Origin of the sequence: Pseudomonas asiatica (genome assembly GCF_009932335.1) — a bacterium.
Classification (GTDB): domain Bacteria; phylum Pseudomonadota; class Gammaproteobacteria; order Pseudomonadales; family Pseudomonadaceae; genus Aquipseudomonas; species Aquipseudomonas asiatica.
In genome coordinates, this window is the sequence record NZ_BLJF01000003.1 from 1 (window position 1) to 19427 (window position 19427).

Genomic DNA, 19427 nt, shown 5'->3' on the forward strand with positions numbered 1-19427 from the left:
AACAACACAAGATCCATACAGGATCTTGATCGTCTTCAACCATGAATCAAGCAATTCGTGTGGGAGCTCATCAGCAGGCTGATGTCGTCGATTAAGGAGGTGATCCAGCCGCAGGTTCCCCTACGGCTACCTTGTTACGACTTCACCCCAGTCATGAATCACACCGTGGTAACCGTCCTCCCGAAGGTTAGACTAGCTACTTCTGGTGCAACCCACTCCCATGGTGTGACGGGCGGTGTGTACAAGGCCCGGGAACGTATTCACCGCGACATTCTGATTCGCGATTACTAGCGATTCCGACTTCACGCAGTCGAGTTGCAGACTGCGATCCGGACTACGATCGGTTTTGTGAGATTAGCTCCACCTCGCGGCTTGGCAACCCTCTGTACCGACCATTGTAGCACGTGTGTAGCCCAGGCCGTAAGGGCCATGATGACTTGACGTCATCCCCACCTTCCTCCGGTTTGTCACCGGCAGTCTCCTTAGAGTGCCCACCATAACGTGCTGGTAACTAAGGACAAGGGTTGCGCTCGTTACGGGACTTAACCCAACATCTCACGACACGAGCTGACGACAGCCATGCAGCACCTGTGTCAGAGTTCCCGAAGGCACCAATCCATCTCTGGAAAGTTCTCTGCATGTCAAGGCCTGGTAAGGTTCTTCGCGTTGCTTCGAATTAAACCACATGCTCCACCGCTTGTGCGGGCCCCCGTCAATTCATTTGAGTTTTAACCTTGCGGCCGTACTCCCCAGGCGGTCAACTTAATGCGTTAGCTGCGCCACTAAAATCTCAAGGATTCCAACGGCTAGTTGACATCGTTTACGGCGTGGACTACCAGGGTATCTAATCCTGTTTGCTCCCCACGCTTTCGCACCTCAGTGTCAGTATCAGTCCAGGTGGTCGCCTTCGCCACTGGTGTTCCTTCCTATATCTACGCATTTCACCGCTACACAGGAAATTCCACCACCCTCTACCGTACTCTAGCTCGCCAGTTTTGGATGCAGTTCCCAGGTTGAGCCCGGGGCTTTCACATCCAACTTAACGAACCACCTACGCGCGCTTTACGCCCAGTAATTCCGATTAACGCTTGCACCCTCTGTATTACCGCGGCTGCTGGCACAGAGTTAGCCGGTGCTTATTCTGTCGGTAACGTCAAAACAGCAAGGTATTAACTTACTGCCCTTCCTCCCAACTTAAAGTGCTTTACAATCCGAAGACCTTCTTCACACACGCGGCATGGCTGGATCAGGCTTTCGCCCATTGTCCAATATTCCCCACTGCTGCCTCCCGTAGGAGTCTGGACCGTGTCTCAGTTCCAGTGTGACTGATCATCCTCTCAGACCAGTTACGGATCGTCGCCTTGGTGAGCCATTACCTCACCAACTAGCTAATCCGACCTAGGCTCATCTGATAGCGCAAGGCCCGAAGGTCCCCTGCTTTCTCCCGTAGGACGTATGCGGTATTAGCGTTCCTTTCGAAACGTTGTCCCCCACTACCAGGCAGATTCCTAGGCATTACTCACCCGTCCGCCGCTGAATCAAGGAGCAAGCTCCCGTCATCCGCTCGACTTGCATGTGTTAGGCCTGCCGCCAGCGTTCAATCTGAGCCATGATCAAACTCTTCAGTTCAATACTGCTTGGGTTTTTAAGAAACCCTAAACTTGGCTCAGCAATCTCAAATGACTATGTGATTTCTCGCATGGCCACTTGTGATGCTGATAATCTTTGTGACTATCAGTCCGTACTCACAAGCACCCACACGAATTGCTTGATTCGATTTGTTAAAGAGCGTTTGGTTAAGAGCCTTTCGTCTCAACCGAGGCGCGCATTTTACGCTTTCCTCATTTGCTGTCAAGCGTTTATTTTGAAGTTTTTTGCGAGAAACTCCTTTAGCTTCAAACACTTGACTCGCTGCGATCTCTCGTAGCGGGAGGCGAATCATACAGCGTTTAGAAGCGCTGTCAACCATCATCTCAACCGCTGCCGATCATTCGATCGAAGCGCTCCTGACACTACCTGAATCGCCTAACTAATTGATTTGCAAGAAGTTTTGCGCTTCGACTACGTCAGAAGTGGGGCGCATTATAAGGGGATTCGAAACCGCGTCAACCCTTAATTTCAAGAAACTTTGATATCGCTGAAAAGCAAAGCGGGAAGGCCTGACGGCCTCCCCGCTTTCACCTAGGCCACAGGCCCTTAAAGGACGCCAGCACTGCGTAGCCGTTGCACCTCACCGGCACCCAGCCCCAATACATCCTCCAGCACCACCTCGGTATGCTCACCCAGCAGCGGCGGCGCCCGACGGTACTCCACCGGCGTCTCCGACAGCCGTATCGGGCTCGCCACCTGCGGCACGCTTCCCGCCAACGGATGCGGAATGCTTACCGCCAATCCGCGCGCCAGCACCTGCGGGTCCTGGAACATCTGCGCCAGGTCATTGATAGGCCCGCACGGCACACCTGCAGCCTCCAGTTGGCTCACCCATTCCGCCGTGGTCTTGAACACCGTGGCCTGGCGAATCAGAGGAATCAGCTCAGCCCGGTTGGCAACCCGCAGCTTGTTGGTAGCGAAACGCGGGTCGTCCGCCCACTGCGGCTGCCCGGCCACCTCGGCGAACTTGCGGAACTGGCTATCGTTGCCCACGGTAAGGATGAAGTCGCCATCCGCCGTCGGAAAATCCTGATAAGGCACGATATTGGGGTGCGCATTACCCAGGCGACGAGGCGGGTTGCCCGTGGTCAGGTAGTTCATCGCCTGATTCGCCAGGCAGGCCACCTGCACATCGAGCAACGCCATGTCGACATGCTGGCCCACCCCGGTCTGCTCGCGATGGGCGAGGGCAGCGAGGATCGCCACCGTGGAATACAACCCGGTAAGGATGTCGGTCAGCGCCACCCCTACCTTGACCGGCCCCGCACCTTCCTCACCTTCCGGGCGGCCGGTCAGGCTCATCAGCCCGCCCAACCCCTGGATCATGAAGTCATAACCCGCGCGCCTTGCATAAGGCCCGGTCTGCCCGAACCCGGTGATGGAACAATAGATAAGCCGCGGGTTGATCGCCTTCAGGCTCTGGTAGTCCAGACCGTAGGCAGCCAACCCACCAACCTTGAAGTTCTCGATGACGATATCGGACTTCTCCGCCAACTCACGCACCAGGCGCTGCCCCTCGGCCTGTGTGAAGTCGATGGTAACCGAGCGCTTGTTGCGGTTGGCCGACAGGTAATAGGCCGCCTCACTGGTGTTCTCACCCTCGGCATCCTTGAGGAAGGGCGGCCCCCATGAGCGTGTATCGTCACCACTGCCAGGGCGCTCGACCTTGATCACATCGGCACCAAGGTCAGCGAGAATCTGGCCAGACCATGGGCCGGCCAACACGCGAGAAAGGTCCAGCACCCGCAGATGTGATAGCGCGCCCATGGGCTGGCTCCTTATCAATAGAAGGCCTGGATGCCGGTCTGCGCACGCCCCAGGATCAGTGCATGCACATCGTGAGTACCTTCATAGGTGTTGACCACCTCCAGGTTGACCAGGTGACGAGCCACGCCGAACTCATCGGAAATGCCATTGCCACCCAGCATGTCACGCGCCATGCGAGCAATATCCAGCGCCTTGCCACAGGAGTTGCGCTTCATGATCGAGGTGATCTCCACTGCAGCTGTGCCTTCGTCCTTCATGCGCCCCAGACGCAGGCAGCCCTGCAGTGCCAGGGTGATTTCCGTCTGCATGTCGGCCAGCTTCTTCTGGATCAACTGGTTGGCAGCCAACGGGCGACCGAATTGCTGACGGTCCAGGGTGTACTGACGCGCGGTGTGCCAGCAGGCTTCCGCAGCGCCCAGCGCACCCCACGAGATGCCATAGCGGGCGGAGTTCAGGCAGGTGAACGGGCCTTTGAGGCCGCGTACATCCGGGAAGATGTTTTCCTCCGGCACGAATACGTTATCCATGACGATTTCGCCAGTGATGGAGGCGCGCAGGCCGACCTTGCCGTGAATCGCCGGCGCGCTGAGGCCTTGCCAACCCTTTTCCAGAACAAAGCCGCGGATATCACCCGCATCGTCCTTGGCCCAGACCACGAATACATCGGCGATCGGGCTGTTGGTGATCCACATCTTGCTGCCAGTCAGGCGGTAGCCGCCGTCGACCTTCCGGGCACGAGTGATCATCGAACCCGGGTCGGAGCCGTGGTTGGGCTCGGTCAGGCCGAAGCAACCGATCCACTCGCCGCTGGCCAGCTTGGGTAGGTACTTCTGCTTTTGTGCCTCGGTACCGAACTCGTTGATTGGCACCATCACCAGCGACGACTGCACGCTCATCATCGAGCGGTAACCCGAGTCGATGCGCTCTACCTCGCGAGCAATCAGGCCGTAGCAAACGTAGTTCAGGCCACTGCCACCGTATTGCTCGGGAATGGTGGCGCCCAGCAACCCGACCTCACCCATTTCACGGAAGATCGCCGGGTCGGTCTGTTCATGACGGAAGGCCTCGAGCACACGCGGGGCCAGCTTGTCCTGGGCGAACTGATAAGCGCTGTCACGCACCATGCGCTCTTCTTCAGTGAGCTGCTGATCGAGCAGCAGCGGGTCGATCCAGTTGAAGCTTGCTTTACCGGCCATGAGCGAAATCCTCGAAATAGGGGGCAGTTTTTTGTGCCTTTGAGCCTAGGCCTGATCGGCCGCCGGGACAAACGAGGATTGCGCACCAATTAGTGATAATTTGTCACTTCGTAAATCGGCAAAACGCCATATTGACAGCCTTACGAGTGAGGTTGACGTACATGCGCCGCAAGATCCCCAGTACCACCGCCCTGGTTTGCTTCGAGGCGGCGGCCCGCAACGAGAGCTTTACCAAGGCCGCCCAGGAACTTGCACTGACCCAGGGCGCCGTCTGTCGGCAGATAGGCGGCCTGGAAGCCTTCCTCAATGTGGAACTGTTCCGCCGCTCGCGCCGCGGCGTGAAGCTGACCGAAGCAGGCCTTTCCTATAGCCGCCAAGTGGCCGCCCAGCTGGACGCGGTAGAGCGCGACACCTTGTCAGTCATGCGCCAGCAGGGCGCCAACGTGATCGAGCTGGCCGTCGTGCCCACCTTCGGTACCCAATGGCTGCTACCACGGCTAAAGGACTTCCAGCAGCGCCACCCGGAGGTCACGGTAAACCTCACCAACCGCACCCGGCCATTCCTGTTTGCCGACACCACCTTCGATGCCGCTATCTACTTCGGCGATGCCGACTGGTCCGGCACCCAGTCGCACCGGCTGATGGGGGAAAACCCGGTACCGGTGTGCAGCCCGGCGCTGCTGGGCGGGCAGGGCACACTCGACGCTCAGCGTATTGCCCAACTGCCACTGCTGCAGCAGAGCACGCGCCCCTATGCCTGGCGGCAATGGTTCGGCAGCGTCGGCATGAATGTGGAACGCGACATGACAGGCCCGCGCTATGAACTATTCTCGATGCTCGCTCAGGCGGCCATGCATGAGATGGGCATCGCCCTGATTCCACCGTTCCTGATCCAGCGCGAGCTGGAGGAGGGTAGGTTGGTGGTCGCTAACAGGCATGCCCTGAGTAGTGACAAGGCCTACTATCTGATGATTCCGGAGCGCAAAGTGGAGTCGGCTTCGCTGCGCGCCTTCCGTGACTGGCTGGTAAGCCAGGCCCAGGCGTACACGGCCAAGACGTGAGCCGGCACGATAAACTGACTCCGTAGTCAATTATTTTTAACACCTACAGATATATGTATTTGTCGCATATACATAAACTGTTATGCAGGAGCAAAAATCCGCTTTAACCCTGCTTACGGCGCGGCTTCGCGGGTTATTTTGCGACATTCACCAAGCCGTAAGCGAATCAACCGCAAATTTTTTGTTTTTTTCTCCTAATCTGCCAATAGCCTATGTTTGACAGGCTGCAGCCTGGCCGTTGCGACATACGGTCACAGGGTGACTTGTAGTTTTGACTTCGTTTCGCTCCAGAACCGGTTGAAGGCCTCTGGCTTCGTCTGCAAAATGCTTCGCCCGCCCGGAATTCGGCGGGTCGGCGCTCCACAGCCGCCCCAGCGCACCATCCGAAGTGCGCTGGCTTTTAAAAAGACAAAAGGTCACCGCAGGAGAAATAGTCGTGCACATTGGTGTTCCTCTCGAGACGCAGACCGGTGAGACAAGGGTCGCTGCGACCCCGGAAACCATCAAGAAACTGATTGGCCAGGGCCATCAGGTCACCGTCCAACGGGGGGCAGGGCTCAATGCCAGCATTCCGGACAGTGCCTATGAGGCCGTGGGTGCTTCCCTAGGGAGTGCAGCCGATGCCTACGGCGCCCAATTGGTGCTCAAAGTGGTCGCCCCCAACGACCAGGAACTGGCCCTGATCAACAGTGGCAGCCTCCTGGTGGGCATGCTCAACCCCTTCAACAGCGAGCTGATCGGCAAGATGGCCGAGCGCGGCATTACCGCGTTCGCCCTGGAAGCCGCGCCGCGCACCTCGCGGGCGCAGAGCCTGGACGTGCTGTCGTCGCAGGCCAACATCGCCGGTTACAAGGCGGTGTTGCTGGCTGCCCATCACTACCCACGCTTCATGCCCATGCTCATGACCGCCGCCGGTACCGTCAAGGCCGCGCGCGTGCTGATCCTGGGCGCGGGCGTAGCCGGCCTGCAGGCCATTGCCACGGCCAAGCGCCTGGGCGCGGTGATCGAGGCATCCGACGTACGCCCGGCCGTGAAGGAGCAGATCGAGTCGCTGGGCGCCAAGTTCATCGACGTACCCTACGAAACCGATGAAGAGCGCGAGTGCGCCGAAGGTGTCGGCGGTTATGCCCGTCCGATGCCGGCAAGCTGGATGCAACGCCAGGCCCAGGCCGTGCACGAACGCGCGAAGCAGGCGGATATCGTCATTACCACTGCGCTGATCCCGGGGCGCAAGGCGCCGACCCTGCTCAGCGCCGAAACCGTCGCGCAGATGAAGCCCGGCTCGGTGGTCATCGACCTCGCAGCAGCCCAAGGCGGCAACTGCCCACTGACTGTCGCCGACCAGGTGGTACAGGAGAACGGCGTGATCATCGTTGGCCCGACCAACCTGCCGGCCCAGGTGGGCGCCGATGCCTCCGCACTGTATGCACGCAACCTGCTGGACTTCATGAAGCTGCTGTTCGACAAGGACGGCGCGCTGGTCATCAACCTCGAAGACGACATCGTCGCGGCCTGCCTGATGTGCCGTGATGGTCAGGTCGTCCGCAAGAACGGCTAAGGAGCACGACAATGGAAGACATGCTGATTTCCCATGGCATCTACAACCTGATCATCTTCGTGCTGGCCATCTATGTGGGCTACCACGTGGTGTGGAACGTCACCCCGGCGCTGCACACGCCGCTGATGGCCGTGACCAACGCCATCTCCGCGATCGTCATCGTCGGAGCCATGCTGGCCGCCGCCCTGACGGTAACCCCGGCCGGCAAGCTGATGGGCACCCTGGCGGTGGCCCTGGCCGCGGTCAACGTGTTCGGTGGCTTCCTGGTCACCCGTCGCATGCTTGAGATGTTCAAGAAGAAAACCAAGAACGAGGCGCAGAAGTAAGCATGAGCATGAATCTGGTAACGCTCCTCTACCTCGTCGCCTCGGTGTGCTTCATCCAGGCGCTCAAGGGCCTGTCGCACCCGACTACCTCGCGCCGCGGCAACCTGTTCGGCATGATCGGCATGGGTATCGCCATCGTCACTACGGTCGGCCTCATTTATAAGCTCGGGGCCGAGCTTGCCACCGCCGGCATCGGCTACGTCCTCGTTGGCTTGCTGGTCGGCGGCACCGCCGGTTCGATCATGGCCAAGCGCGTCGAGATGACCAAGATGCCGGAACTGGTCGCCTTCATGCACAGCATGATCGGCCTGGCAGCGGTGTTCATCGCCATCGCCGCGGTGCTGGAACCGCAATCGATGGGCATCGTTGCCGCCATGAGCGACCCGATCCCCACCGGCAACCGCCTGGAGCTGTTCCTCGGCGCAGCCATCGGTGCCATTACCTTCTCCGGCTCGGTGATCGCCTTCGGCAAGCTGTCGGGCAAGTACAAGTTCCGCCTGTTCCAGGGTGCACCGGTACAGTTCGCCGGCCAGCACAAGCTGAACCTGATCCTCGGCCTGACCACCATCGCCCTGGGCCTGCTGTTCACCTTCACTGGCCACTACAGTGCCTTCACCCTGATGCTGGTATTGGCCTTCATCATGGGCGTGCTGATCATTATTCCGATCGGGGGCGCCGACATGCCGGTGGTGGTGTCGATGCTTAACAGCTATTCGGGCTGGGCAGCGGCCGGTATCGGCTTCTCGCTGAACAACTCGATGCTGATCATCGCAGGCTCTCTGGTCGGCTCGTCCGGTGCCATCCTTTCGTACATCATGTGCAAGGCGATGAACCGTTCGTTCTTCAACGTCATCCTCGGTGGCTTCGGTGGTGATACCGATGCTGGCGCGGCGCAAGGCTCCAAAGAGCAGCGCCCGGTGAAGTCTGGCTCTGCCGACGATGCCACCTTCCTGCTCAGCAACGCCGACAGCGTGATCATCGTCCCGGGTTATGGCCTGGCGGTGGCTCGCGCCCAGCACGCGCTCAAGGAACTGACCGAGAAGCTGAGCCACAACGGTGTGACCGTGAAGTACGCGATCCACCCGGTGGCCGGCCGTATGCCCGGGCACATGAACGTGCTGCTGGCGGAGGCCGAAGTGCCGTACGACCAAGTGTTCGAGATGGAAGACATCAACGCCGAGTTCGGCCAGGCCGATGTGGTGCTGGTGCTGGGCGCCAACGACGTGGTGAACCCTGCGGCGAAGAACGACCCCAAGTCGCCGATCGCCGGCATGCCGATCCTCGAAGCGTTCAAGGCCAAGACCATCATCGTCAACAAGCGCTCCATGGCCAGCGGCTATGCCGGCCTGGACAACGAACTGTTCTATCTCGACAAGACCATGATGGTGTTCGGCGACGCCAAGAAGGTCATCGAAGACATGGTCAAGGCCGTGGAGTGACAATGGCAGCTGCAAACCAGCTGATATAAAGGAAGCCCCGGTCAGAATCTGCCGGGGCTTTTCTTTTATTGATCCGGATCAACGGCTCTATTCCAAGGCTTCTCATACGACCATGGTCGTGGGACGGCAAGGGGCGAAGTCTCTAGACTGCGCTGCAGTAGTTTCAGTAGCCCGAGATAACAATCCATGTACCGTGATCGTATCCGCTTGTCCTCCCTGCACAGCAAGGTAATGAGTGCGGCTGATGCCGCTGGTCTGATCGAGGACGGCATGACCGTCGGCATGAGCGGTTTCACCCGCGCCGGCGAAGCCAAGGCCGTACCACATGCACTGGCCGAACGTGCCAAGCAGTCGCCACTGAAAATCAGCCTGATGACCGGCGCCAGCCTGGGCAACGACCTGGACAAGCAATTGACCGAGGCCGGCGTGCTGGCTCGCCGCATGCCGTTCCAGGTCGACAGCACCCTGCGCAAGGCCATCAACGACGGCCAGGTGATGTTCATCGACCAGCACCTGTCGGAAACCGTCGAGCAGCTGCGCAACCAGCAGCTGAAGCTGCCGGACATCGCGGTCATCGAAGCCGTGGCCATCACCGAGCAAGGCCATATCGTGCCAACTACCTCGGTGGGCAACTCGGCCAGCTTCGCGATCTTCGCCAAGCAGGTGATTGTCGAGATCAACCTCTCGCACAACACCAACCTCGAAGGCTTGCACGACATCTATATCCCGACCTACCGCCCGACCCGCACGCCAATCCCGCTGGTCAAGGTCGACGACCGTATCGGCAGCACCGCCATCCCGATCGACCCGGCCAAGATCGTCGGCATCGTCATCAGCGACCAGCCGGACTCGCCGTCCACCGTATTGCCGCCGGATGACGAAACCCAGGGCATCGCCGACCATCTGATCAACTTCCTCAAGAAAGAAGTCGAAGCTGGCCGCATGACCAACAAGCTCGGCCCGCTGCAGGCCGGTATCGGCAGCATTGCCAACGCAGTGATGTGCGGCCTGATCGAGTCGCCGTTCGAAGACCTGACCATGTACTCCGAAGTACTGCAGGACTCCACCTTCGACCTGATCGACGCCGGCAAGCTGAGCTTCGCCTCGGGCAGCTCGATCACCTTGTCGACCCGCCGCAACGCCGACGTGTTCGGCAACCTGGAGCGTTACAAGGACAAGCTGGTACTGCGCCCGCAAGAAATCTCCAACCACCCGGAGGTGGTCCGTCGCCTGGGCATCATCGGTATCAACACCGCGCTTGAGTTCGATATCTACGGCAACGTCAATTCCACACACGTGTGCGGTACCAAGATGATGAACGGCATCGGCGGCTCGGGTGACTTCGCCCGTAACGCCCACCTGGCCGTGTTCGTCACCAAGTCGATTGCCAAGGGTGGCGCGATTTCCAGCGTGGTGCCGATGGTCAGCCATGTCGACCACACCGAGCACGATGTGGACATCCTGGTCACCGAGCAAGGCTTGGCCGACCTGCGCGGCCTGGCGCCACGCGAGCGCGCCCGGGCGATCATCGACAACTGTGTGCACCCGGACTACCGCGCAGCACTGAGCGACTACTTCGATCGCGCCTGCCAGCGTGGCGGCCATACCCCGCACATCCTGCGTGAAGCCCTGAGTTGGCACGAGAACCTGGAAGAAACCGGGCGCATGCTGGCTAGCTGATACAAATGAGGAATGGAACGGCGGCCCTGCTTCCGCTGTTCCGGTCTTTATTCTTGTGATCCTGGGGCCGCTTTGCGGCCCCTTTCGCGACACAAGGCCGCTCCTACAGGAGCAAGCATTACAGCACCAGTTATTTTTAAACAAAACTGTACTACTGTACTTGTTATTTTTAGCCCTTCCGCCTGAAAGATCCCGTCTCCGAAGCCAGAACGCACCAAAAAAGGGCGGACCAGTACAGTTACGCCAGTTTAGAGTGCAACAGTAGGGTTACACAGTTAACTGGACCATCGTCTTTCAACCGAACTGTATCTACTGTTATGGACGACAGAGGAGGATCATTGGCATCAGTTAAATCACTACCTAATCCCGCCATAAGCGGAAGGATGAAACATCATGGAACGTACCCTCAGTTCCGGTCTGGTTTTTGAAAGCAACGCCCAACAATCCAACGCTTCGCTGCCGCTGCGCGCTCTGTCCACCTTGCTGCTGTGGCAGCGCCGCATGGCCAGCCGCCGTCAACTGGCTCGCCTGGACGCCCGCCTGCTGGCCGACGCCGGTATCAGCGAGTCGCAGCGTTACGAAGAGCTGAGCAAGCCATTCTGGCGCTAAGCTCCGGCTTGCCGGCTTCGGCCGGCACCGCGAATTCCCGAAACCCGTTGCAGGTGACTGTGACGGGTTTTTTGTTTGCAGGCGGCATGCCAGAGCCTTTTACAAGCGTACCTGTACAGTTTTAAAAATCATAAAACAGACCATAACAGTTTATTGGTGCGCTGTTCATTAACATCCAGAAACACCGGCGCGTGATACGCTTGGCGTAACAGTCTGGTAGAACGCACTGTTGAAAAGTACCGCGACGAGCTGTGCGAGCGTCCGATAAAGCAGAACCACCCGACCCTAGTCCAGGAGTCCACGATCATGTCCCGTAAATACCTGATTGGCGCCGCCCTGATGCTGAGCCTGGCCGGCACCGCAAACGCCACCAGCTTCGTTGTAACCACCGACGCCGTCGTTGGCGCAGTGGCCGCGTCCACCGATGCCACTTCCGATATTTCCTCCTCGTTCCGTGACGACAAGATCGTCCAGGCCGCCCGTGACGACGCCGCCAGCTTCGTTGGCAGCCAGGGCGACATCCGCGGTGCCAAGCTGGAAAGCGCTTTCCTGCACATCCGCTCGCAGATGCCAACCCTGCAGGCCAGCGACGCGCAACTGGCCCAGGCCATTCTGGCGCTCTGACCCCGCCTGAGCCGTTCAGCTGTGCTGGCCACCACCAGCACAGCCGTACTCACCATTGCCGCCCACGTTTCCAGCTGTTGTAGAGCCCATGCGTTATCTGTTGCCGTTGCTGTTCTCCGTTATTGGCATGGCCAGCGCCCATGCCATGGATACCACTACGCAAAGCCTGGTCATCACCGGCTATGTCACCAGCCAGGTCACCAGCGCACCGTTCGACCGCAAACTGGTCCGCCAGGCCCAGGACGATGCCGCTGCCTTCGTCGCCAGCGACGGCCAGATCCGCGGTGCACGGCTGGAGGCAGCACTGGAATCATTACGCCACAATTGCGCACGGCATACCGTCGGCGATCTGGAACTGGCGCAAGCAATTCTCGTCCAATAATTAAATCTGACTCCCTGTATTTTTCGGAGATGCTCCATGCGTAAACCGCTGATTGCCGCTACCCTCGGCATGCTGCTGCTGGCCGACCTGGCCCAGGCACAGACCCTGGTGGCCACCAGCAATATCATCGTGCGCGCCTTTGGCCGTTCGATCGATTTCACCTCTGACACCACCACCTCGATCCGCGATTCCAAAGTGGTGCGCGAAGCCCATGACGACGCCGCCAGCTTTGTCGCAAGCAACGGTGAGATCCGCGGCGCCCAGCTCGAGGCCGCCTTCAACACCCTGCGCGAGCGCGTGCCGCAAGCGCGTGACGCCAGCGACCAGGTACTGGCTGAAGCCATCCTCGCGCTGTGAACCGCGTGCGCGCCTGGCTGCTCGGCTGCGCCCTGACGCTGCTCGGCACGCCCGCCCTGGCCGACCTGCAGCTCGAGCTGCAGGCGTCCGGCCTTGACTCACAGCAGGCCCTGGCCACTCAGGCTCTGCTCGACGAAGCCATGGGCAAGCTGCCCCCCAGCTTCAAGCAACAGCTGAACCGCCGCGTGCGTGTCAGCTGGAGCGACAACATGCCTGCCGACGCCTATGGCCAGGCATCGCTGGTCTCTACCCTCGAACTCAATCGCCGCCTGCTGCCCAGCCTCACCGATGGCAGTGCGGCCACCGAACGCACCAACCGCCCGCATGGCACGGTGCGAGAAGAACTGCTGGCCACCGTGCTGCACGAACTCACCCATATCTATGACCGTGCCCGGCTGTGGCCCAACGCCGAGAACGCGCTGATCGCCCGTTGCAAGCGCCAGCAAGGTACGTTGGGCAAGGTCGGCCTGCCCGAAGCATGCCGTGGCCAGGCCGAGCGCCGCTTCACCCTCAGCGACGACCCACGCCTGCTTGACCTGGCCGGCTGGCAGCAGTACGTGGGCCGACGCGGCGAGCGCGAGCAGCACAACGGCCAGTTCGTGCGCAGCCCCGACAGCTATGAACTGAGCAGCCCCAAGGAGTACATCGCGGTCAATATGGAGTACTTCCTCCTCGACCCGAGCTACGGCTGCCGCCGTCCGGCGCTGAACCAGTACCTGCGTAAACACTTCGGTTGGGCACCGCAGCAGGACAGCTGCGCCAAGGGCCTGCCGTTCATCAATGCCGGCAGCGACTTCGCCCGCCAACCGCTGGGCGAAATCGACCCTGAGCGGGTTTATGAGGTGGACTACCTGCTGGCCGAAGCCAACCAGAACCTGGTCAGCCGCTGGGGCCACAGCATGCTGCGCCTGGTGATCTGCAAGCCGGGCCGCCCACGCGGGCCGGACTGCCGCCTGGACCTCGACCAGAGCCTGGTGCTGTCGTACCGTGCCTTCGTCAACGATGTGCAACTTTCCAGCTGGGACGGCCTGGTCGGCGCCTACCCCTCGCGCCTGTTCGTGCTGCCGCTGGGCCAGGTGATCGACGAGTACACCAAGACCGAACTGCGCAGCCTGGCCTCGGTGCCCTTGCGGCTCGACCGCGACGAGATCGAGAACCTGGTGCGTCAGGCCGCCGAAATGCACTGGAGCTACGATGGCAACTACTGGTTCCTGTCCAACAATTGCGCAGTAGAGTCGTTGAAGCTGCTGCGCAGCGGCACCGCCAACCCGCGCCTGAACGACCTCGACAGCATCATGCCCAATGGCTTGCTGGCTGTGCTCAAGGGCAGGGGACTTGCCGACACCAGTGTGCTCGACGACCCCCGCGAAGCGTTGCGCCTGGGTTATCGCTTCGACTCCTACCGTGACCGTTACCAGGCCATGTTCGAGGTGTTGAAGAAGCAGTTGCCAATAAAGCAGGACAAGGTCGAGGACTGGCTGGCCCTGGACGCCGAGCAACGGCGGGCCTGGTTCGCCCAGGCCGACCTGCGTACCAGCGCCGCCTTGCTGCTGCTTGAACAGGCCAGCTTGCGCCGGCAACTGCTGCTGGCCCAGGACGAGGTCAAGCAGCGTTACCTGAACGCCGCCGCGCTGAAGGATGGCAGCGTCAGCAAGGCCGATGCGACCCTCAGACAAATGCTCGCCAACAGTGGCTTCCTCAGCCGCCCGGCAGAGTTGCTCGACAGCAAGGGCTACGGGCTGCCGCAGCCGCAGGAGCGCAAGCATCTGCAGCAGGTCAGCAGCGAGCGGCAAGCGCAGTTGCTGCGCTTGAGCACGAGCCTGGACAAAGAGGTGAGGGCGCTGCTGGAGCCGTCGCGGGCCAAGGAAATTGCGGCGGTGGAAGCCAATGTGAAGCAAGTGGGCGAACATCTGCGGGCATTGCACAAGGCTGCAGGAGGCCTGCAGTTGTAAATATGGCTGTACTGGCCCTATCGCCGGCAAGCCAGCTCCCACAAGATCACCATAGGTCTGAAGGTGGTGGGACACCTGTGGGAGCTGGCTTGCCGGCGATAGGGCCATCAGCACCAACACAATCTCTTACAGGTTCTCCTCGGCCTCCGAAGGCAAATCCTCATCCAGATGCAACCAAGGCAACCGGCTACCCACCCAGATATGCCGGTTGGCCCTGACCCGTTCCGGGTGGTCCAGCGTCGCCACCGTCACATCCACCGTCTCCGGGCTATGTGTAGTCACCAACGCCACATGCGCCCCGCAATGCCCACAGAAGTACCGGCTGCAACTGGCCGGCGCCACATAGCAGTTCGGCTCGCCCGCCAGCCACCGGAACCCCGAGCGGGGCAGGGTGAGCCAGGTCATCACCAGCCCGCCACTGACCCGCCGGCAGATCGAACAATGGCAATGGGCAATGTCCGTCAGGTCGCCCTCCAACCGATAACGCAAGGCGCCACAATGGCAGCCACCCTCGGTCACATCCTGCATCACCTACCTCTCGTCGCCTTTGCTTCGGCGAAAGCTGGCTGAAAGCTTGCCCTCATAGGATAGCCCCCACTACCGGCACAAGACCGGTCAGCCAGGGCACCCGGTAACCACCGCGCCCGGCCCAATCAACAACAACAATGGTGATTCTGATGTATTCCTGTGCCCAACTTTCCGTAGCCCCCCTCCGCATGCTCCCTGCACAGCGCCAAGCGCGCTGATCCGCCCGAATCGACGTTCCTTTCGCCGCGCCACGCCTGGAGTACTGCCATGCTGACCTTCCTCGGCTTTGCCATGGTCATCACCTTCATGTACCTGATCATGACCAAGCGCCTTTCGGCCTTGATCGCGTTGATTCTGGTACCGATCCTGTTCGCCCTGTTCGGCGGTTTTTCCGCCAAGATCGGCCCGATGATGCTCGAGGGCATCAGCAAGCTCGCACCTACCGGCGTGATGCTGATGTTCGCCATCCTCTATTTCGCCCTGATGATCGATTCCGGCCTGTTCGACCCGGCCGTGCGCAAGATCCTCAAGCTGGTCAAGGGCGATCCGCTGAAAGTGTCCGTCGGCACCGCGGTACTGGCCCTGGTGGTCTCGCTCGACGGTGACGGCGCCACCACCTACATGATCTGCTGCGCCGCCATGCTGCCAATGTACAGCCGCCTGGGCATGAGCCCGCGGATCATGGCCGGCCTGATCATTCTCGCCGGCGGGGTAATGAACATGACCCCCTGGGGTGGCCCGACCGCCCGCGCCGCCAGCGCCCTGCACGTGGACCCGTCGGACATCTTCGTGCCGATGATCCCCGCCATGCTGTTCGGTGTGCTGGCGATCCTGGCCATCGCCTACATGTACGGCAAGCGCGAACGTGCCCGCCTGGGCGAGTTGCACCTGCCCACCGACGACATCGACCACAGCGAAATTACCGTTTCGCAGTACCCGGACGCGCGCCGGCCAAAATTGCTGTACTTCAACGGTGCCCTGACCGCTGCCCTAATGGTCGCGCTGATTGCCGGCGTGTTACCGCTGCCCGTGCTGTTCATGATCGCCTTCAGCATCGCCATGATCGTCAACTACCCGTGCCTGCAGCAGCAGAAAGACCGCATCGCCGCCCACGCCGGCAGCGTGCTGGCGGTCACCGGGCTGATCTTTGCCGCCGGCATCTTCACCGGCATCCTGTCGGGCACCGGCATGGTCGACGCCATGTCCAAGAGCCTGCTGTCGGTCATCCCCGAGGCGTTGGGCCCATACCTCGCGGTGATAACCGCGATCGTGAGCATGCCGTTCACCTTCTTCATGTCTAACGACGCGTTCTACTATGGCGTGCTGCCGGTGCTGGCCGAAGCTGCCAGCCACTATGGCATCAGCCCGGTGGAAATGGCCCGTGCGTCGATCGTCGGGCAGCCGGTACACCTGCTAAGCCCCCTGGTACCCTCCACCTACCTGCTGGTGGCCCTGGCCGGGATCGAGTTCGGCGATCATCAGCGCTTCACCTTGAAGTGGGCAGTGCTGGTGTGCCTGTGCATAATGCTCGCCGCGCTGCTGATGGGGATTTTCCCGCTGTTCAGTAGTCTTTAATAAACACGTATTTCCCTAACGCGACGCGCCCGGATCCGGGCGCGTCGCCTTTACCGTTCGAAGGAAGACACATGGAATGGCTGACCAGCCCGGAAATCTGGGTTGCCTTTTTTACCCTTACCGCGCTTGAGATCGTCCTCGGTATCGATAACATCATCATGATCTCGATTCTGGTCAGCCGCATGCCCAAGCACATGCAGCCGCGCACCCGGATCTTCGGGCTGGCCCTGGCCATGGTCACTCGTATCATGCTGCTGCTGTCGATCACCTGGGTCATGCGCCTTACCGCCGACCTGTTCGTGGTCATGGGCCAGGGCATCTCCGGGCGGGACCTGATCCTGTTCTTTGGTGGCCTGTTCCTGCTGTGGAAAAGCTCGCAAGAGATCTATCACGGCCTGGAAGGCGAGGACGAAAACCCGGAAGAACCGAAAGGCGCGGGTGGCAAGTTCTTCTACACCATCATCCAGATCGCCATCATCGACATCGTGTTCTCGCTGGACTCGGTGATCACGGCGGTGGGCATGGTGTCCCACGTACCGGTGATGATCGCCGCGATCATCGTCGCCGTGCTGGTGATGATGCTGTGCGCCGGCACCATCAGCGATTTCATCGACAAACATCCTTCGTTGAAGATGCTCGCACTTTCGTTCCTGATCGTGGTCGGTACCGTGCTGATCGCCGAATCTTTCGACGTACATGTGCCTAAAGGCTATGTCTACTTCGCCATGGCGTTCTCGCTGGCGGTGGAAGCCATCAACATCCGCATGCGAACTGCCTTGGCCCGCAAGAACGGCAAAGAGCACGAGCCAGTGAAACTGCGCAAGGACATTCCGGGTCAATAAGATCAGGAAGTGCAGGACAAAGGGCCCTTCGGGCCCTTTTTTCATTTCCGCCGTATTTCAAACAAATGACAGCCATGCGAAGCTGGCGACAGCTCCGCAAAACAACTAAAGCTTTGAGTGAGCACTGAAAATTCTTCAAACGCTCACGCTTCGTCTCTTGGCCCTCTGGGCCGATGCAACAGGGGGCCGTCGCCATGCTGACCCTGCTCAACCTGCTCTCGGCCGTTACGCTTCTGGTCTGGGGCACCCACATCGTGCGTACCGGCATACTCCGGGTATTCGGCTCGAGCCTGCGGCGCATCATCAGCCAGAACATGAGCAAACGCCCGCTCGCGTTCGTCGCAGGCATTCTGGTCACAGCCCTGGTGCAAAGCAGCAACGCCACAGCCATGTTGGTCACCTCGTTCGTCGGCCAAGGTCTGATGGCCATGACCCCGGCCTTGGCAATCATGCTCGGCGCCGACGTGGGTACCGCGCTGATGGCCCGGGTGCTGACCCTGGACCTGTCCTGGCTGTCGCCGCTGCTGATCTTCCTGGGTGTGATCTTCTTCCTCTCGCGCAAGCAGACGCGGGCGGGGCAGCTGGGCAGAGTAGGCATCGGGCTTGGCCTGATCATCCTGGCACTGGAGCTGATCGTGCAGGCAGCTACACCGATTACCCACGCCCAGGGCGTAAAGGTGCTGTTCGCTTCGCTGACCGGCGACATCATGCTCGACGCCCTGGTCGGCGCACTGTTCGCCATGATTTCCTATTCCAGCCTGGCCGCCGTGCTGCTCACCGCGACACTGGCCGGCGCCGAAGTGATCAGCCTGCCGGTGGCTATCGGCCTGGTGGTGGGCGCCAACATCGGCAGCGGATTGCTGGCCTTCATCAGCACCAGCATGCAGAACGCCGCTGGACGCCGTGTGGCCCTGGGCAGCCTGCTGTACAAGCTGATCGGCCTGCTGCTGATCATCCCAGTGCTGCACCCGCTGGTGGGTTGGATGGACTCACTGAGCTTCAGCCCACAGGAGCTGGTCATCGGCTTCCACCTGCTCTACAACACGCTGCGTTGCCTGATCATGCTACCCACGGTCAAACCTATGGGCCGGCTGTGCAACACCCTGCTACCCGAACGGGAAAACGGCAACGGCCAGATTCGCCCGCGCCATCTCGACACCTCGGCGCTGGAAACACCCAGCCTGGCCCTGGCCAACGCCTCCCGCGAAACCCTGCGCCTGGGCGATATCGTCGACAGCCTGCTCGAAGCCATGCTCGGTGCCCTGCGCGGTACCCAGGCCGCCTTGCCGCAACAGGTCCGCGCCCTTGGCGAGGACGCCGAAGCCTTGTACAGCGCGATCAAGCTGTACCTGGCGCAGATTTCACGTGAAGGCCTCAGCGAACAGGACAACCGCCGCTGGGCAGAAATCATCGAACTGGCGATCAACCTCAAGCTGGCCTGCGACCTGATCGAGCGTATGCTGCGCAAGGTCCAGCAGCAGAAAACCAGCCAGCGCCGGGAGTTCTCCCAGGTGGGCCTGGAAGAACTCACCGGCTTGCAGGAACAGCTTCTGGCCAACCTGCGCCTGGGCTTGTCGGTGTTTCTCAGTGCCGACCCGGAAAGCGCCCGTCTGCTGCTGCGGGAAAAACGCCGATTTCGCGCCCAGGAACGGCGCCTTGCCCACGCCCATGTCAGCCGCCTGCAGCGCAAGGTAGTGCAAAGTATCGAGACCAGTTCGCTACACTTGGAGCTGATCGCCGACATGAAACGGTTGAACTCTTTGTTCTGTAGCAGTGCCTATGTGGTACTGGGCGGCTCGGACACGGGCGGGCTGATGCTCGACAGCGTGCCGGACGAAGCCCGCCTGCCGTGATTTCGCCTACCTGAGGACCCAAGCTCGC

Annotated in this window: 16 protein-coding genes and 1 rRNA gene; 13 read left to right on the top strand and 4 right to left on the bottom strand. The window is 60.6% G+C overall.

What is annotated here, in order from left to right:
• Positions 1-92: 92 nt before the first annotated feature.
• From GYA95_RS22565 to GYA95_RS22575, 3 genes are all read right to left on the bottom strand, one after another.
• Positions 93-1629: ribosomal RNA gene (locus tag GYA95_RS22565) — 16S ribosomal RNA — on the bottom strand.
• Between the two features lie 567 nt (positions 1630-2196).
• Positions 2197-3417, bottom strand: coding sequence for a CaiB/BaiF CoA transferase family protein (locus GYA95_RS22570; RefSeq protein ID WP_015268508.1), 1221 nt, complete (start codon positions 3415-3417; stop codon positions 2197-2199).
• 14 nt (positions 3418-3431) lie between these two features.
• Positions 3432-4613 (bottom strand): acyl-CoA dehydrogenase, encoded by a 1182-nt coding sequence (locus tag GYA95_RS22575; RefSeq protein WP_003252907.1) that lies wholly within the window; start codon positions 4611-4613, stop codon positions 3432-3434.
• Between the two features lie 161 nt (positions 4614-4774).
• On the opposite strand from GYA95_RS22575, the gene GYA95_RS22580 reads away from it, so the two are divergent.
• From GYA95_RS22580 to GYA95_RS22625, 10 genes are all read left to right on the top strand, one after another.
• Positions 4775-5674 carry a LysR family transcriptional regulator gene (locus tag GYA95_RS22580; RefSeq protein WP_015268507.1) on the top strand — a complete coding sequence of 300 codons (900 nt, stop codon included), beginning with the start codon at positions 4775-4777 and terminating at the stop codon, positions 5672-5674.
• A 436-nt stretch (positions 5675-6110) separates the two neighbouring features.
• Positions 6111-7232, top strand: a complete 1122-nt coding sequence (locus GYA95_RS22585; protein WP_015268506.1) for a Re/Si-specific NAD(P)(+) transhydrogenase subunit alpha — start codon at positions 6111-6113, stop codon at positions 7230-7232.
• A gap of 11 nt (positions 7233-7243) precedes the next feature.
• Positions 7244-7558 (top strand): NAD(P) transhydrogenase subunit alpha part 2, encoded by a 315-nt coding sequence (locus GYA95_RS22590; protein ID WP_003256966.1) that lies wholly within the window; start codon positions 7244-7246, stop codon positions 7556-7558.
• A gap of 2 nt (positions 7559-7560) precedes the next feature.
• Entirely contained in the window at positions 7561-8997 is a 1437-nt protein-coding gene (locus GYA95_RS22595) for an NAD(P)(+) transhydrogenase (Re/Si-specific) subunit beta (protein WP_015268505.1), read from the top strand.
• Positions 8998-9183: 186 nt separating this feature from the next.
• Entirely contained in the window at positions 9184-10677 is a 1494-nt protein-coding gene (locus tag GYA95_RS22600) for an acetyl-CoA hydrolase/transferase family protein (RefSeq protein ID WP_015268504.1), read from the top strand.
• Positions 10678-11070: 393 nt separating this feature from the next.
• Positions 11071-11286, top strand: coding sequence for a DUF1127 domain-containing protein (locus GYA95_RS22605; protein ID WP_003256968.1), 216 nt, complete (start codon positions 11071-11073; stop codon positions 11284-11286).
• 306 nt (positions 11287-11592) lie between these two features.
• Positions 11593-11910, top strand: a complete 318-nt coding sequence (locus GYA95_RS22610) for a DUF2388 domain-containing protein (protein WP_015268503.1) — start codon at positions 11593-11595, stop codon at positions 11908-11910.
• Positions 11911-11998: 88 nt separating this feature from the next.
• Positions 11999-12292: a DUF2388 domain-containing protein gene (locus tag GYA95_RS22615; RefSeq protein WP_015268502.1), complete on the top strand. Its 294-nt coding sequence runs from the start codon at positions 11999-12001 to the stop codon at positions 12290-12292.
• Positions 12293-12328: 36 nt separating this feature from the next.
• Positions 12329-12649 carry a DUF2388 domain-containing protein gene (locus tag GYA95_RS22620; RefSeq protein ID WP_015268501.1) on the top strand — a complete coding sequence of 107 codons (321 nt, stop codon included), beginning with the start codon at positions 12329-12331 and terminating at the stop codon, positions 12647-12649.
• Complete coding sequence (locus GYA95_RS22625) at positions 12646-14601, top strand: DUF7844 domain-containing protein (protein ID WP_015268500.1); 1956 nt, start codon at positions 12646-12648, stop codon at positions 14599-14601. Before GYA95_RS22620 ends, GYA95_RS22625 begins: the two co-directional genes overlap by 4 nt.
• A 126-nt stretch (positions 14602-14727) precedes the next feature.
• Here the strand turns inward: GYA95_RS22625 and GYA95_RS22630 are convergent, their stop codons facing one another.
• Positions 14728-15129 carry a GFA family protein gene (locus GYA95_RS22630; RefSeq protein ID WP_015268499.1) on the bottom strand — a complete coding sequence of 134 codons (402 nt, stop codon included), beginning with the start codon at positions 15127-15129 and terminating at the stop codon, positions 14728-14730.
• 267 nt (positions 15130-15396) lie between these two features.
• Between GYA95_RS22630 and GYA95_RS22635 the strand changes: the two genes are divergently transcribed.
• From GYA95_RS22635 to GYA95_RS22645, 3 genes are all read left to right on the top strand, one after another.
• Positions 15397-16704, top strand: coding sequence for a CitMHS family transporter (locus tag GYA95_RS22635; protein WP_015268498.1), 1308 nt, complete (start codon positions 15397-15399; stop codon positions 16702-16704).
• A gap of 71 nt (positions 16705-16775) precedes the next feature.
• Positions 16776-17546, top strand: coding sequence for a TerC family protein (locus GYA95_RS22640; protein WP_015268497.1), 771 nt, complete (start codon positions 16776-16778; stop codon positions 17544-17546).
• A gap of 194 nt (positions 17547-17740) precedes the next feature.
• Positions 17741-19399, top strand: a complete 1659-nt coding sequence (locus GYA95_RS22645) for a Na/Pi cotransporter family protein (protein WP_015268496.1) — start codon at positions 17741-17743, stop codon at positions 19397-19399.
• Positions 19400-19427: the final 28 nt, after the last annotated feature.